Annotated in this window: 14 protein-coding genes; 6 read left to right on the top strand and 8 right to left on the bottom strand. The window is 51.5% G+C overall.

Annotation, left to right across the window (positions count from 1 at the left end):
- Positions 1 to 5: 5 nt before the first annotated feature.
- The 3 genes from ABFZ84_RS09970 to ABFZ84_RS09960 are packed head-to-tail and all read right to left on the bottom strand — an operon-like array spanning position 6 to position 3,165.
- Positions 6 to 1,436 (bottom strand): NAD(P)-dependent oxidoreductase, encoded by a 1,431-nt coding sequence (locus tag ABFZ84_RS09970; protein ID WP_369313871.1) that lies wholly within the window; start codon positions 1,434 to 1,436, stop codon positions 6 to 8.
- Positions 1,437 to 1,483: 47 nt separating this feature from the next.
- Positions 1,484 to 2,809, bottom strand: coding sequence for an ammonium transporter family protein (locus ABFZ84_RS09965; RefSeq protein ID WP_369313870.1), 1,326 nt, complete (start codon positions 2,807 to 2,809; stop codon positions 1,484 to 1,486).
- Between the two features lie 17 nt (positions 2,810 to 2,826).
- The gene (locus ABFZ84_RS09960) at positions 2,827 to 3,165 is read right to left on the bottom strand and encodes a P-II family nitrogen regulator (protein ID WP_369313869.1); all 339 of its coding nucleotides are present in this window, start codon (positions 3,163 to 3,165) and stop codon (positions 2,827 to 2,829) included.
- Positions 3,166 to 3,492: 327 nt separating this feature from the next.
- On the opposite strand from ABFZ84_RS09960, the gene ABFZ84_RS09955 reads away from it, so the two are divergent.
- Positions 3,493 to 4,263, top strand: a complete 771-nt coding sequence (locus ABFZ84_RS09955; RefSeq protein ID WP_369313868.1) for a TorF family putative porin — start codon at positions 3,493 to 3,495, stop codon at positions 4,261 to 4,263.
- Positions 4,264 to 4,405: 142 nt separating this feature from the next.
- Positions 4,406 to 6,760, top strand: coding sequence for an excinuclease ABC subunit UvrB (gene uvrB, locus ABFZ84_RS09950; protein ID WP_369313867.1), 2,355 nt, complete (start codon positions 4,406 to 4,408; stop codon positions 6,758 to 6,760).
- Positions 6,761 to 6,917: 157 nt separating this feature from the next.
- Here the strand turns inward: uvrB and ABFZ84_RS09945 are convergent, their stop codons facing one another.
- The 3 genes from ABFZ84_RS09945 to ABFZ84_RS09935 all read right to left on the bottom strand — a co-directional run bounded on the left by ABFZ84_RS09945 (position 6,918) and on the right by ABFZ84_RS09935 (position 10,640).
- Positions 6,918 to 8,297, bottom strand: coding sequence for an L-serine ammonia-lyase (locus tag ABFZ84_RS09945; RefSeq protein WP_369313866.1), 1,380 nt, complete (start codon positions 8,295 to 8,297; stop codon positions 6,918 to 6,920).
- The gene (locus ABFZ84_RS09940; protein WP_369313865.1) at positions 8,298 to 9,071 is read right to left on the bottom strand and encodes a competence/damage-inducible protein A; all 774 of its coding nucleotides are present in this window, start codon (positions 9,069 to 9,071) and stop codon (positions 8,298 to 8,300) included.
- 201 nt (positions 9,072 to 9,272) lie between these two features.
- Positions 9,273 to 10,640 carry a TadE/TadG family type IV pilus assembly protein gene (locus ABFZ84_RS09935; protein ID WP_369313864.1) on the bottom strand — a complete coding sequence of 456 codons (1,368 nt, stop codon included), beginning with the start codon at positions 10,638 to 10,640 and terminating at the stop codon, positions 9,273 to 9,275.
- A 197-nt stretch (positions 10,641 to 10,837) separates the two neighbouring features.
- Between ABFZ84_RS09935 and sfsA the strand changes: the two genes are divergently transcribed.
- From sfsA to radC, 3 genes are read left to right on the top strand one after another with little or no spacing between them, the layout of a single operon-like run.
- A complete protein-coding gene (gene sfsA, locus ABFZ84_RS09930; protein WP_369313863.1) occupies positions 10,838 to 11,548 on the top strand; it encodes a DNA/RNA nuclease SfsA in 711 nt (236 codons plus the stop codon).
- Complete coding sequence (gene map, locus ABFZ84_RS09925) at positions 11,548 to 12,393, top strand: type I methionyl aminopeptidase (RefSeq protein WP_369314567.1); 846 nt, start codon at positions 11,548 to 11,550, stop codon at positions 12,391 to 12,393. Before sfsA ends, map begins: the two co-directional genes overlap by 1 nt.
- Positions 12,394 to 12,403: 10 nt before the next feature.
- Positions 12,404 to 13,102 carry a RadC family protein gene (gene radC, locus ABFZ84_RS09920; RefSeq protein WP_369313862.1) on the top strand — a complete coding sequence of 233 codons (699 nt, stop codon included), beginning with the start codon at positions 12,404 to 12,406 and terminating at the stop codon, positions 13,100 to 13,102.
- 3 nt (positions 13,103 to 13,105) lie between these two features.
- Here radC and ABFZ84_RS09915 read toward each other — a convergent pair whose 3' ends face one another.
- Positions 13,106 to 13,321, bottom strand: coding sequence for a hypervirulence associated TUDOR domain-containing protein (locus ABFZ84_RS09915; RefSeq protein ID WP_369313861.1), 216 nt, complete (start codon positions 13,319 to 13,321; stop codon positions 13,106 to 13,108).
- A 108-nt stretch (positions 13,322 to 13,429) separates the two neighbouring features.
- Here ABFZ84_RS09915 and ABFZ84_RS09910 point away from each other — a divergent pair, with 108 nt between their 5' ends.
- Positions 13,430 to 14,365: a 1-phosphofructokinase family hexose kinase gene (locus ABFZ84_RS09910; RefSeq protein ID WP_369313860.1), complete on the top strand. Its 936-nt coding sequence runs from the start codon at positions 13,430 to 13,432 to the stop codon at positions 14,363 to 14,365.
- On the opposite strand, the gene ABFZ84_RS09905 is transcribed toward ABFZ84_RS09910, so the two are convergent.
- Positions 14,362 to 15,363, bottom strand: a complete 1,002-nt coding sequence (locus tag ABFZ84_RS09905) for an isoaspartyl peptidase/L-asparaginase family protein (protein WP_407067083.1) — start codon at positions 15,361 to 15,363, stop codon at positions 14,362 to 14,364. The two genes, ABFZ84_RS09910 and ABFZ84_RS09905, sit on opposite strands and share 4 nt — an antisense overlap.
- Positions 15,364 to 15,380 lie beyond the last annotated feature (17 nt).

Raw genomic sequence — 15,380 nt, 5'->3', positions numbered from 1 at the left:
TTGCGTTATTCCGCAGCAATTGGGCGAGCCTCGGCGGCCGTAAACCGCTTCGTAATCGCCGCAGCAACCTGCCGACCGTCAACAATCGCCCATACGACGAGAGAAGCTCCGCGAACAATATCACCAGCCGCGTACACACCGGGGATGCTTGTCTCGAGCGTTGTAGGGTTAACCCGCAACGTTCCTCGAGCCGTAGTCTTCAACTCTGGTTCACCAAACATAGCCGGATGATCTTCCGGCTCAAAACCAAGAGCCTTAATGATCAAATCCGCATCTTGATCAAATTCTGCGCCCGGGATCTCAACCGGAGAACGGCGACCAGATTCATCCGGAACACCTAATTCCATACGAGAAATACGAATGCCGTTCGCCTTAGCGGCATCGCCGCGCACAGCCTTTGGAGAAGCGAGCCATTCAAAAATAACACCTTCCTCTTCAGCATTCGCCGTCTCACGAACTGATCCGGGCATGTTCGCCCGATCACGACGATAAAGACACGTCACAGATTTTGCACCCTGACGAACAGCCGTCCGAACACAGTCCATCGCAGTATCACCGCCGCCAATGACAACGATGTTTTTGTCTTTCGCGTCCAATTCGCCGCTATCGTATCGCGGTACGCTATCACCCAGACCAACGCGGTTTGAGGCTGTCAGATAATCTAGCGCTGCGATTACGCCCTTATTCCCGGCCCCCGGACACGCAAGGTCACGCGCCTTGTAAACGCCAGTCGCAACGACAATAGCGTCATGTTCTTTTCTAAGATCGGCGAATGTCGCGTCTCTGCCGACATCAAAGTTACGTACAAACTCCACACCGCTGTCTTCCAGATATTTCGTACGGCGCGCGACAACATCTTTCTCCAATTTGAAATTGGGAATACCATACACCAACAGACCACCAGTACGGTCATATCGGTCATAGACTTTCACCTGAAAGCCTTCGCGCCGAAGCTCCTCGGCCGCCGCAAGACCGCCCGGTCCAGCCCCGATAATGCCCACAGATTGTGGACGCTCGCGAGACGGTGTCAGCGGTTTAATCCAACCATTTTCCCACGCCGTTTCTGTAATATATTGCTCAACAGAGCCAATTGTGACTGTACCGTGCCCGGATTGTTCGATCACGCACGAACCTTCACACAACCGGTCCTGAGGGCATATTCGCCCACATATCTCGGGCATATTATTCGTCGCCGAAGATACCGCATACGCCTCTTCCATCCGGCCTTCAGTGACGAGCTTTAGCCAATCAGGAATATCGTTACCCAGCGGGCAATGGTTTTGACAAAATGGGACGCCACATTGGCTACAACGTGACGCTTGTTCCTGCGCTTTCTGATCCACAAAACGCAAATATATTTCATCAAAATCCTGGCGTCGATCGCCAGGATTTCTCTTTTGTGGAGTCTCGCGATCACGCGAGACAAATTTCAACATCCGCTCTGAAATGTCAGCCTCCAACCATACAATGTCAGCTATTCAAATCAGCTTTTAGCGAATTCTGGATAAGCTTCCAGACCCAATTCTACTTTATCTAGGCCTAAACGCTCATCTTCTTCACTTGCGCGAATTCCAACGGTATATTTAAGCGCGAGCCAGCATAATAAGCTCATAACAAAGACGAATATGCCAATCGCGAGCACACCTATTGCTTGAACAAAAATTTTGGCATCAGGGTTGGTTAACGGAACAATGAGCGTACCCCATATGCCGCAGAGGAGGTGTGCGGGAATCGCACCGACAACATCATCGATTTTAAACCGATCCAACACCGGAACAGCTAGCGTAACGATTGCGCCACCGACAGCACCAATAAACAATGCCTGACCGATCACTGGCGTCAACGGCTCAGCGGTGATTGACACTAGCCCCCCAATCGCACCGTTAAGCACAATCGTAAGATCGACTTTTTTGTAGAGAACCTGCGTCAATGCCATCGCGGCAACGACACCTGCACAAGCCGCCATATTCGTATTGACGAAAATTCGCGCAACCGAAATTGAATCTTCAATCGTTCCCAACGCCAACTGCGAACCACCGTTAAAGCCGAACCAACCGAGCCAAAGAATAAAAGTCCCAAGCGTAGCCATTGGCAATGATGAACCAGGAATTGGCGCGACCCGGCCATTCACGTACTTGCCAACACGTGGCCCAAGAACAATAGCACCAGCTAACGCGGCCCATCCCCCGGTCGAATGCACCAAGGTAGAACCCGCGAAATCGGAGAAACCGAGCGCATCCAACCAACCGGCTCCCCACTCCCATGATGCTTGGATAGGATAGATGAACCCGGTTAGAATCGCGACAAAGATCATAAACGGCCAAAGCTTGATACGCTCCGCCAAAGTCCCAGACACAATTGACGCCGCCGTTGCGACAAATACCATCTGGAAAAACCAATCTGAATGAGACGAATAGCCGATCTCAAACGGTGCACTATCATCGGCTCCCCAGAACATGTCCAGAGGCGCAATCACACCGCCCGGAGGCACGGTATAAACAAGGTTATAACCGAACAAATACACCATAATCCCGGCGATCGAATATAATGCAATATTCTTTAGACAGATCGTCGCTGCATTTTTTGAACGCACCAACCCCACTTCTAACATCGAGAAACCGGCCGCCATAAACATGACAACCATCCCCGAGATAAGAAACAATAAGGTGTTGAAGACAAAAATTGACGTATCAGACGCCACAGGAACCTCAGTCACGGCCCCTTGAGCAAATGCCGGAACCACACTCATTGCAATTGCCGGAATAACTCCCAACAATAGCAACACCATTTTCTTCTTACTAATTTTCATGAATTTTCCTGCGCTTTCTATAGTGCCGCTGCGCCATGCTCGCCCGTACGGACCCGCACTGCCTCTTCAAGATCGAGTACGAAAATTTTTCCGTCCCCAATCCTTTCAGTCTTAGCCGATCCGCAAATTGCCTCCATGACTTCCGTAACGCGGCTTGCTTCGATGGCGATTTCGATTTTCACCTTAGGCACAAAGTCCACACTATACTCCGCACCACGATAAACTTCGCTATGCCCCTTTTGGCGACCAAATCCCTTGACCTCGGAAACCGTCATACCATCCACATTAATGCCGGTTAGCGCCGCTCGAACATCCTCAAGCTTATGTGGCTTCACGACCGCGATTATATATTTCATTGCCTTCCCTCCTTCAGCACACATAGCAATACGCAACATGCGCGATTGAAGATTCGCTTTACGCTATCAACGCTTCAAATGATGCGCAACAAGAAAATTGCTGCGTATGCGAATTCAATTTAAGCAATATTGACCGATTATTGTCTTGTTTCGCTATTTAACTCCATATTTATAACAATATATCGCGTTTTATGCGAAAAAATGCGATTGTTGCATTTTTGTTATTGTGCAGCGCAATGCGTTCAAACAGAGTTGATCTGTAAACAAATATTTTTCATCAGCACACACCGTTTTGTAAAAAACTGAGCGGGGTGAAAGGAGGACTGTATGTTCCGAAACCTAAACGGACTTCTCACAGCAGCACTAGCAACAACGGTGATCTCCACCTCAGCCAACGCCGAAACACTGCAAGCCTCAACAACAATCGGGTTTGAATCCCGATACCTGTTCCGCGGTGTTCAGTTCGCGGAGACAAGCTTTCAACCCGCAATCAATTTAAGCTATGGCAATTTCTATCTTAACGCGTGGCTAAACCTGCCGATTGGCGATGATGATTTAGTTGTTACCCCTGGCGGAGAAGAGTTAGACCTCGTCGCCGGATACAACTTTCCAGTAAGCAGTGTTGTTACCGCTGATATTGGCGTTACCTATTACACCTTCCCCGATCTCGCGAGTGGTTTTTTCGATCTGTATGAGGAAGACGGTGACGGCCTAGGGGCAAACACGATAGAGCCCTATATCGGCTTATCATTTGCCATTCCGCTCTCACCGTCTGTTTACGTCTACCACGATTTTAACTTCGACACGACAACCTTCCAGATGAACGCATCCCACTCAATACAGCTTGCCGAAAAAACGAGTTTCGATTTAGGTGGTTACATTGGCTACGTTGTCGACGACACGGGCGGTACCGATTATGTCTACGGTACTGCGTCAGCTAACGTTACATATGCAATTAGCGATAACGGCTCTATTTATACTGGTGTTCGTTATGGCGGCTCTGACATTCCAGGCGGCTCAGTTATCGACGATTCCATTGCTGGCACGACAAAAAGCAGCGCTATATGGTGGGGCGTCGGCTTCAACGCTTCATTTTGATGGTTCACGAAGACCTAATCTAGCCGGGCTTTTGGGGTATAGCTGAAAACCCGGCCCCTCTTTTTTGGCGAGGTCGTCAATTTATCATCGGCGCGATCGCGCACCCCTTCCATTTTAATCCGTTCGCATTATGTTCGCATCTATGCCAGCGCCCAAGAATAAACCGACAAGCCAACCGACAACCCCAAAATCTGAAATAACCAACCACGGTTTTTCGGAAGCGGTTGCTAATTACCACGACCGATTAGCCCAGCCATTGGCTGATTGGACACCACATCGCCCCGAACGTCCGAGTAAAAGAGGACCATCACGACCGCTCCGGGTAGTCTCCGACTATGAACCCGCTGGTGATCAGGTCACCGCTATTCCCGAGCTGACACGTGGCCTCCGCGAAAATGAATGGGATCAAGTGCTCTTAGGGGCCACCGGAACCGGTAAAACCTTTACAATGGCAAAGGTGATCGAGGCGACCCAGCGCCCTGCCTTAATTCTCGCGCCCAACAAAACGCTGGCTGCCCAACTCTATGGCGAGTTCAAAGCATTTTTCCCTGACAACGCGGTTGAGTATTTCGTTTCATATTACGACTATTATCAACCCGAAGCCTATGTGCCGCGAACTGATACCTATATCGAAAAAGAAAGCACGATCAACGAACAGATTGATCGCATGCGCCATGCGGCGACCCGCGCCTTATTAGAACGAGATGATGTAATCATCGTTGCTTCAGTTTCCTGTATTTATGGTATCGGGTCCGTAGAAACATATACGGCCATGACCTTCTCGCTCAAAGCCGGACAAATGCTTGAGCGTAAAAAACTACTCACCGACCTAGTCGCGCTTCAATATAAACGCAATGACAATGCCTTTGCGCGCGGGTGTTTTCGTGCCCGCGGCGATACAATCGAAGTCTTCCCGGCTCACTACGAAGATCGCGCATGGCGCATTTCCATGTTCGGTGATGAGATTGAAAACATCACCGAATTTGATCCGCTGACCGGCAAAAAGACAGGCGACCTCGAAGAAGTTACGCTCTATGCGAACTCTCACTATGTGACACCACGCCCGACCCTCAATCAGGCCATAACCGGCATCAAAAAAGAACTGAACCAAACCCTGCCGATCATGCGCGACGAAGGCCGCCTCCTTGAAGCGCAGCGGCTTGAACAACGTGTCCAGTTTGACCTGGAGATGATGGCCGCAACGGGCGCTTGCGCCGGTATCGAAAACTATTCACGCTACCTAACCGGGCGCCTTCCCGGGGAACCGCCACCCACCCTGTTTGAGTACCTCCCCGAAAACGCGCTCGTTTTTTGCGACGAGAGTCACGTAACCGTATCGCAAATCGGTGCGATGTTCCGGGGTGACTTCGCGCGCAAAAAAACGCTGGCCGAGTTTGGGTTTCGCCTACCGTCATGCCTCGACAATCGCCCCCTTAAGTTCGAAGAGTGGGAGAAGATGCGGCCACAAACGGTACATGTATCGGCCACGCCGGGTAAATGGGAGCTTGAGAAAACCGACGGCGTATTTACAGAACAGGTCATCCGCCCCACGGGCCTTATTGATCCCGTCGTGGAAGTTCGCCCGGTCACCAGCGAGAAAGCCAATCAGGTTGACGACGTTATCGCCGAATGTCAGGCCATCGCAAAAAAAGGTGGTCGCGTATTGGTCACGACACTGACCAAGCGCATGTCCGAAGACCTGACAGAATATATGCACGAACAGGGCATACGTGTTCGCTATATGCATTCCGACATTGATACGCTTGAGCGGATCGAAATTATTCGCGATCTTCGCCTCGGTGCATTTGACGTTTTGGTCGGCATCAACCTCTTGCGTGAGGGCTTGGATATTCCCGAATGTCAGCTGGTAGCAATCCTCGACGCCGACAAGGAAGGTTTCTTGCGGTCAGAAACATCGCTTATTCAAACCATCGGACGGGCTGCGCGAAATGTGGATGGCCGGGTTATTCTTTATGCCGATAAAATTACCGGATCGATGGAACGCGCGATGGGCGAAACTGACCGCCGCCGCGAAAAACAAATCGCTCATAACAAAGCCCACGGCATAACGCCGGCAAGCACCAAAGCCAAGATCGCAGAAATCGCAACAAGCGATGACGAAGGCACGAAAGCCGCCATGGGGCAAACCTTTGTTGGCGACAAAGGCTTCCGCGTCGTGTCAAACCGTTCAGGCTTTGCCGAAGACCAAGCCGAATTTGATGGCCCCGGCCACAATCTAAAAGCGCATTTGAACCATCTTGAAAAAGAAATGCGCGAGGCAGCGTCTAACCTGGAGTTTGAAACCGCCGGGCGACTGCGTGATGAAATCAAACGCCTTCAGGAAGTTGAGCTAGCCATCGCCGACGATCCCCTCGCTCGCCAGTCCACCGTCGAGGCTCGGGTCGAGGCGGCCTCAGAAGGCCGGATTAAGAAATCCGAAGGGACAGTAAGCAATATCCGTAGCAAGCCACGCGGCACCAAAAGGAAAAAGCGATAGGGTCAATGGATCCCGGCTAAAGGCCGGGATGACGGCGGTGACAGTCTCCGTCCTTTCCACAAACGTCATTGCGGGCTTGACCCGCAATCCAGCCTTCTGCACTTTTCTTGCGGCCAATCACCTGCCGGTGGATCTCGGATCAAGTCCGGTCAGTCAATCAACACTCAACCACGTTTACGGCTAATCCGCCCTCGGATGTTTCTTTGTATTTGCGAGACATGTCGATGCCAGTCTGGCGCATGGTTTCGATCACTTGATCGAGCGAGACTTTGTGCTCCTCAGATGCGCGTAATGCCAGCCGCGCCGCGTTAACGGCCTTTACCGCGCCGATAGCATTGCGCTCGATACACGGAATTTGGACTAACCCGCCGACAGGATCACATGTAAGTCCAAGATTGTGCTCCATGCCAATCTCGGCGGCGTGTTCCACCTGCGCAGGCGTACCGCCCCAAACAGCCGCAAGGCCACCAGCCGCCATAGAGCAAGCGACCCCGACCTCGCCCTGACAACCCATCTCCGCACCAGAAATAGACGCCCGTTGTTTATAAAGAATACCGATACCAGCGGCAGTCAGCAGGAATATGCGAATATGCTTTAGATTCATCGTGCCATCACTGGCGCAATAATGTTTGAGTACAGACGGAACAATACCCGCCGCCCCGTTCGTTGGCGCAGTCACCACGCGACCACCGGCTGCATTTTCTTCGTTGACTGCCATGGCATAGACATTCAGCCAATCAAAGAGCTGTTCTCGTTCATTGGCGAGGGGTGCCTCTTGGAGTTTGTGAAAAAGCGCCGGAGCCCGTCGTTTTACTTGCAATCCACCGGGCAAAGTACCGTGGGTCTTTAGTCCGCGATCAATACAATCGCGCATGGCGAACCAAATCTGGTCAAGCATAGCTTCGGTCTCTACGCGGCCACGCCGGTCGTCTTCGTTCTCAAGAATTACTTCATCAATCGAGAGGTTGTTCTCGTTGCATAGTTTAAGCAACTCAGCCGCAGATCCAAAAAAATGCCGCCCCTCACGCGAGCGCGCAATAAGGTCGTCTTCAGCGGGGGTTGAGAGTTGTTTCTCGCTAGCGATGAAACCACCGCCCACGGAGTAATAAGTCTGTTCAAAAAGCGGTTTCTCCGACGCGTCAAACACCGTTAGGTGCATCTCGTTCGGATGGACCGTTGGCGTAATGTCACCGCGCAATTCTATATCGCGCTTTGCATCAAACGAAATTGTTTTACCGCCATGTAGCGTAATCTTGTTTGCTGTTTTTGAGTTTTGAAAAGCGGCTTCGGCCTCGTCCGGGTCAGTGGTTTCCGGCGAAAACCCCATAAGCCCTAAAATCGCGGCTTTGTCGGTTCCATGCCCGACGCCGGTTAAGGCCAGTGACCCGTGAAGATCTATGCGCACGCGAACGGTCTTATCCAGCGCACCATGATTATTGGCTTCTTCGAGAAAACGCCGGGCGATACGCATTGGCCCGACCGTATGTGATGATGACGGACCAATGCCGATTTTGAAAATGTCAAAAACACTGAGCATTTACTTTTTTTCGCTTTCTTTACGGTCTTCCATTTCCGGCTCAAACCCTTTGGCCCGCATTGCAGCAGCAACGGCATCAATCGCCTTTTCCGCCAATGTCGCGTCGGCTGATCGCGCAACGACGGTGACGCCCTTGTCATCGCCATCAATCGGATAGCTTCCGATGGACACACCCTTGAGCGCCGTTTGTATATCGCGCAACGGATCAGAGATCACGGACTCGGGCAAGCAATAGGCCGTCGCCGCACGCGAATGAATGACCTCGCCACGCTCGATCTCGTCCTCGACCGCATTCACCATTACCCGGAAAATGCCGGGCACGCCGGCCATGACAAAAACATTGTCGATACAAACACCGGGCGCGCCAGAAAGTTTGTTCACGATTAACTTTGCGCCTTCTGGTGTGCGCGCCATACGCATACGCGCTTCGGTCACCTCTTTACCTTGGGCCGTATAAAACTTCTCAATCATCTTGCGCGCGGTTGGATGAATAATCACCGGGACACCAAATGCTTTGGCGATTGCATCGACTGTAATGTCGTCGTGGGTTGGGCCGATACCGCCTGATGTGAACACATAATCATAACGCCCCCGCAGGGCGTTTAGCGCCGCACCGATATCGTCCATGTCGTCGGTGACGAACCGCGCTTCTTTTAGGGCGACCCCGCGCTCTGTCAGCCATCCGGCGAGATAGTGCATATTCGCATCTTGGGTCCGGCCTGACAAAAGTTCGTCGCCAATCGCAAGAATGGCTGCCGTTTTCTGTTTCGTCATAACAATCTCGCCGTTTCCCGTTCGCCGCAATATTTTCGCGGTCTTACTCAATGCTTATGTAGAGTTCGAGCTGAGGGTGCAAATAATTTTGGATAACACACTAGCCCGTTTTGAGTGACGGGGGATATCTATTCACCAATAGCGGGATTCGTGGAAGAAATCGTCGCAAACGGGCATAAGACCCGCGCCGCACAACCTAAATTATTCACGCAGATAGGTCGTACCGCCCACTGGACCGATACCTTGGGGTACAGGAACATCTGTCGCATTATAATCTACATTGAGAACGAGGGTTGGGCTGCCTGTCATTTGCATTTTACGCGCGACAATCGCTGTATAGGCAGATCGGTCAGCAACCGGCAAAAGCGAGGCGACGTTTAATGTACCGCGCGGGAGATAGAACGTACCAAGCAATGTTCGTGCGTCATCACTCATGATATTATGAAGTCTTCCGGCGGGCGCGTTACGATCTTCAAAAAACAAAATACCCGCAAGCGGACCCGCTTTTTGCGCCGTTAGCTCTATGATTGCTTCTGGTCCGAAATAGAACGTTGAATCGTCCCCTTCCATATAGAACGACACGTTTTCTCCGTGGAACTTACCGCCAAGCCCAACAAGCAACGGCCCATCTTTGATGATGTATGTGCCCGGCGCGAGATTCACATCGGCGAATTGCCCGGTCGCAAGACCGCCGCAATAAACCCCCGGGGTTAAATAATATTTTTTAGTTATACTTCCCACGACGCCTTCGACCAAACCGCCCGTGAGGCCACCCGTAAGTCCTCCGGTTAAATCGTCGAGCGTTTCAGTCACGCCGGTCACCGCTGCTGCTGCCGCAGCCGTCGCAATCTCGCCGATACGATCCCCGTAGGCTGCATCATAATGTGTGCACGGACCAACTGCGGGTGCTACGCGTTCGGACAATGGGTCATCATAGACAGGACAATCCAGGGTCGGTGTAGGGTTAAAATTCTGTGATCCGCCAAATGCCCCACCGGCAGAGCAGATCAGGCCAGCCTCAACATCCGAAAGTCCTGTTGCGATAACGCCCTGTGTCGATGTCGAATTTGACATCAGTGAACATTCATCAGCGATTAGTTTTGAATTGACCTGAATAGAAACAGCACCGGGGTCAGCTTTCTCAAGCGCAACGATACAAACGTTCATACCGCCAAGCGCAACCGCAACGGACGTGATGTCGATATCAGCCATGAATGGCATGAAGTTCGTCAAGATCAAACCATCTGAAGGCGGCACCACAAGACGAACACTCACCTGCCCGGCATCAGCGTTGATCGAAACGTCTGATTTTACGTTGTCAAAGCCATATTCCTCGGCAAATCCGTTATCGATAATATTATCTATAACGGCTTTCACTTGTGACCCGGTGGCATTCGCCAACAGAAATTCACGTGCGCCCCGCGTGGCTAAGGTATCGGCAAGTTCTTTCAGGTTTCCGCGCTCGCTGTGCCACCGATAGAAATCGATCGCGCCCCCGACAAAACCCAGGATCACAGGCAGCACGAGCGCGCTGATAATGGCGATATTGCCTGACCTATCCCTGAACATTGATCTCAAGAGTTCTTCCCATCCAGAGGCTTTCTGCCTCCCTCTAGGTATCGGTCGAATACGATAAAAATGTATTAGAAAATGCGGTTAACGCCTTAAGCTCGTTTTGTTACAAAACTCGGCATTTCGCGAGGCAATCCGTAGAAATTATAGCCAAAACTCGTTAACGCGGTCAGGACCTAAGGTGAATTTTAATTATGCGACTTCCCTCGCCGCTTCTGCCCGGACGACTTGAAAAGCGTTACAAGAGATTTCTCGCCGACATCAAACTTGATGACGGGCGCGAAATAACAGCCCATTGCGCAAACCCCGGCTCGATGCTTGCGGTCGCAATCGAAGGGGCGCGGGTGTGGGTCCATGAACATGGCAACCCAAAACGTAAACTGGCGTTTTCATGGGAGCTGATTGAGCTTGGCAATACCTTGGTCCCGATCAATACAACGAACCCGAATAAGATCGGTTTTGAGGCCGTAAGCGCTGGCATTATTCCCGAACTAACTGGCTATGGTGATATCCGCCGCGAAGTTAAATACGGCACCGGCAGCCGGATTGACCTATTGCTTGAGGGTGGCCGGCGAGGTCAGCCCTGTTATGTGGAAATCAAAAATGTCCACCTTTCACGCCAATCGGGCCTTGCGGAATTTCCCGATAGCGTTACCGCGCGCGGTGCCAAACATTTGACGGAGCTCATAAAAATTACCGAAACCGGAGCGCGGGCCGTGATGCTATTCATCGTCCAGCGGGGCGATTGTTACCGGTTTTCACCCGCCGCCGACCTCGACCCCACATATGCCGCCGCATTAAAAGCGGCCAGTAACCAAAGGGTTGAACTATTGTGCTATGATTGCGAAGTAACCCACAGCGAGGTAGTCCTGCGTAAAGCGCTAGAGATACAAATGGAACCATGATGAACGACATTTCACTCGATGACGAAATCGAAGTCCGAACCGGGCAGATAAAACTGCACACGCCCGAAGATTTCGATGGTATGCGCAAAGCTGGGCAACTCGCTGCGTCTTGCCTCGATATGTTGACCGAGCATGTAAAGCCCGGCGTCACCACGCTTTCACTTGATGAGCTTGTTCGCGAATATATGCTCGATCATGGCGGCACGCCCGCGACGGTTGGTTATCGCGGTTATCGCCATTCAAGCTGTATCTCGCTGAACCATGTGATTTGTCATGGCATTCCCGGCTCGAAGGTACTCAAAAACGGTGACATCATGAATATCGACGTGACGGTAATCGTTGATGGATGGCATGGCGACACCAGCCGTATGTTCTATGCGGGAGAGCCCAAAGTAAAAGCGCGACGCCTTGTTGATACAACCTATGATGCCATGATGGCCGGTATCAATTCGGTCAAACCCGGATCGACATTGCGCGATATTGGCCGCGCGATTCAAACCCTTGCCGAAAGCGAAGGCTTTTCGGTTGTTCGTGATTTTTGCGGCCACGGGTTGGGGCGCGTGTTTCATGACTCGCCGAATGTTGTTCATTACGCAGAATATAAAGACCGCTGGGGTAATGTTCACCAAGCGGACGACACAGAACTAAAAACCGGCATGTTCTTCACCGTAGAGCCTATGATCAATGACGGGAAACCCGACGTAAAGTTGCTTAAAGACGGCTGGACAGCCGTTTCGCGTGACAAGTCGCTATCTGCGCAGTTCGAACATTCCATCGGCGTTACCGAAGATGGCGTTGAGCTATTTACCAAATCGCCCAAGGGCCTCGACAAACCGCCTTACTGATTTTCGCCCTATGAGCCAGCAAAAAGAAACGGTTGAAAACAACCATGCGGCTGGACACAGAGAGCGCTTGCGCGCGCGTTTCCGCAAAGCCGGCGTAGATGGCGTTCAGGACTATGAGCTTTTGGAACTGATTTTGTTTCGCGCCATTCCGCGCCGCGATGTAAAGCCGCTCGCCAAACAGTTGATCGCAACCTTTGGTGGCTTCCCCCAAGTTATCGCCGCTCCCATAGAACGCCTAACCGAGATCAAAGGCGTCTCGGAGAATGTCGCCCAAGAGCTAAAAATCGTCCAGGCTTCCGCGCTTAAACTCGCCCAAGCGCGCGTGTTAAATCGACCAGTGATCTCGTCGTGGAATGATCTTCTCTCTTATTGTCGCGCCGCGATGGCCGACGAAAAAACCGAATTGTTTCGGATTTTATTTCTTGATAAGAAAAACATTCTGATAGCGGATGAAGTACAACAACGCGGCACTATAGATCATACGCCGGTATATCCGCGCGAGGTCGTAAAACGCGCACTCGAACTTGGCGCATCATCTATTATTTTGGTGCACAACCACCCCTCGGGTGACCCGACGCCATCACGCGCAGACATCGACATGACCAATCTAATTATAAAAGCCGCGGGCGCGCTTAACATTCGCGTGCATGACCACCTTGTAATTGGTCACAAACACCATGCGAGTTTTAAAAGCTTGGGCCTTATCTAGGATTTAGTCAGAGATTTTCTGAAGCGCATTTTCCTTATGGGCCGCGATGTGGTCGGTTTTGTCGCTTTTAATCTCATATTGCGGTTCATCCTCTGAGGCATGATGCGTGTACCCTTTGTAATCAAAGTCAGAACAGTGCACCGTTGTAATATGGCCGCTCACTTTTCCAGCCTCGGAGTTCCAGCAAACGTGATCACCTACCTGAAATTTCGTAGACATTTCCTACCTCCATGCCATCATGTAATGAAGCAACACAAATTGAGGAAACCCAGTTCCGGCGCTAAACTGAACTCATAAAAAAGTGTTAGTTCTACGAAAGCTGTTTTTATGCCACGTATTATCACCCTTACTCCTAATCCTGCGCTTGATTACGCTGTTCATGCTGATTTTGTTGACCCAAATCGCAAATTACGGTGCCGCGACCCACAAACGCATCCGGGCGGCGGCGGCATTAATGTCGCGCGGGCGGCCTCTCGGCTTGGGGCACATGCGTTAGCGATTTTTACGGCTGGCGGCGTTTATGGTGACGCGCTAGTAAAGGCAATCGCCACCGAGAATGTTCCTATGCGAATGATCCCGATAACCGGTGGTACGAGACTGGCTTTTCACGTCAGCAATCATCGCGATAACAATGAATACCGGTTCAACCTGCCCGGTGCAGAAATGAGCGACGCAGAACTCAATCGGTTTTTTGATGCGGTTCGTGAAGAAACTGACCCCGATGATTTTGTGGTTGCCAGCGGCAGCTTGCCCCCCGGTACCCCCGAAGATTTCTGGGCGCAGATTGCCCGCATCGTGAAAGAGAAAAAAGCACGCTTTGTACTTGATTCAATCTCGGGCCTTGAGGCCGCACTTGCCGAAGGTGTTTATATGTTGCGGCAGAACGAATTTGAATACCCAGCCCTATCCGGGGAAACCCTTTCATGGCCGGATGAAATCAATGCATTCGCCCAAAAAGCGGTTGCGGACGGGCTAGCCGAAGCCATGGTCATCAGCCACGGTGCCGATGGGTCAATCATGGCAACCAAAGATGGGTTAGACTTTGCACCATCTTATAAAGTACGTGCAAACAGCGCTGTTGGCGCGGGTGATTCATTCGTTGGCGGACTATTAACGGCCCTATCTCGCGGAGAGAGCAATGAAAACGCCCTTAAATTCGGGATGGCCGCAGCCGGTGCTACACGCATGAGCGAAGGCACCGCACTGTTTAAAACCGCCGATGTTATTCGACTTTATGAAACGGGTTCAGTGCGTGGCGGCTAATCTTCATCGCCATAAATTGCGACCGATTCCACAGTTGCATTTTTCACGCCTCGGAACATTCCGGCCGAATTGAACACCGTTGCAAAAGTTCCATCTGGCGCAACGACAATTACACCACCATCTGCGCCCATGCCATCCAGGCGATTATAAATAACGTCATTGGCCGCATCAGCCACGGTCGCGCCGCCATATTCAACTTGTGCACAAATATCACGCGCAATGGTCAGTCGAATAAAATATTCGCCCCAGCCAGTCGCGGAGACAGCACATGATTTGTTGTCGGCAAATGTTCCAGCCCCGATAATCGGCGCATCACCAACCCGGCCATAGCGCTTCAAGGTCATACCGCCGGTTGATGTGCCCGCCGCAACATTACCGTTTATATCAAGTGCAACGGCACCAACCGTACCGTATTTAAAATCATGAGGCAGCGCGCTGTCTTTATCGTGCTTTTCTTTTTCAAGCGCGGCTTTATATGACCGCCAGCGGGCATCGGTTTTGAAATATCTGGGTTTTACAAACTCTAGCCCCTGCTCTTTTGCAAATTCTTCTGCGCCTTCACGGGCAAACATGACGTGTTCTGAATTTTCCATCACGGCCCGCGCCAGTTTAATCGGATTTTTAATACGCGTGACGCCTGCGACGGCACCGGCATTGAGTGTCGCCCCATCCATCACAGACGAGTCGAGTTCGTTCTTGCCCTCGCGGGTAAAAACAGCCCCTTTGCCAGCATTAAATAACGGCGAGTCTTCCATGATGATGATGGCCGCCTCAATCGCATCTAGCGCCGCGCCCCCATTTTCAAGGACATCATAACCGGCATTCAATGCTTCGGTCAGCTTGGCTTTGTAGGCGATTTCTTGCTCAGGCGTGTAACGCCCCGGCCCAAGCGCACCCGCACCACCATGAATAACAATGGTGATTGGCGCTTCGTGATGTTCCGCAAAAGCGGGCGCACTCACAAACACCATCGCCAACAAACTAAAGAACAGCCGCATCGATTTGCCTCCTATAC

Origin of the sequence: Hyphococcus lacteus (genome assembly GCF_041058985.1) — a bacterium.
GTDB lineage: Bacteria > Pseudomonadota > Alphaproteobacteria > Caulobacterales > Parvularculaceae > Hyphococcus > Hyphococcus lacteus.
Note: the sequence above shows the minus strand (reverse complement) of the source record. Positions and strands in the feature narration are given on the sequence as shown.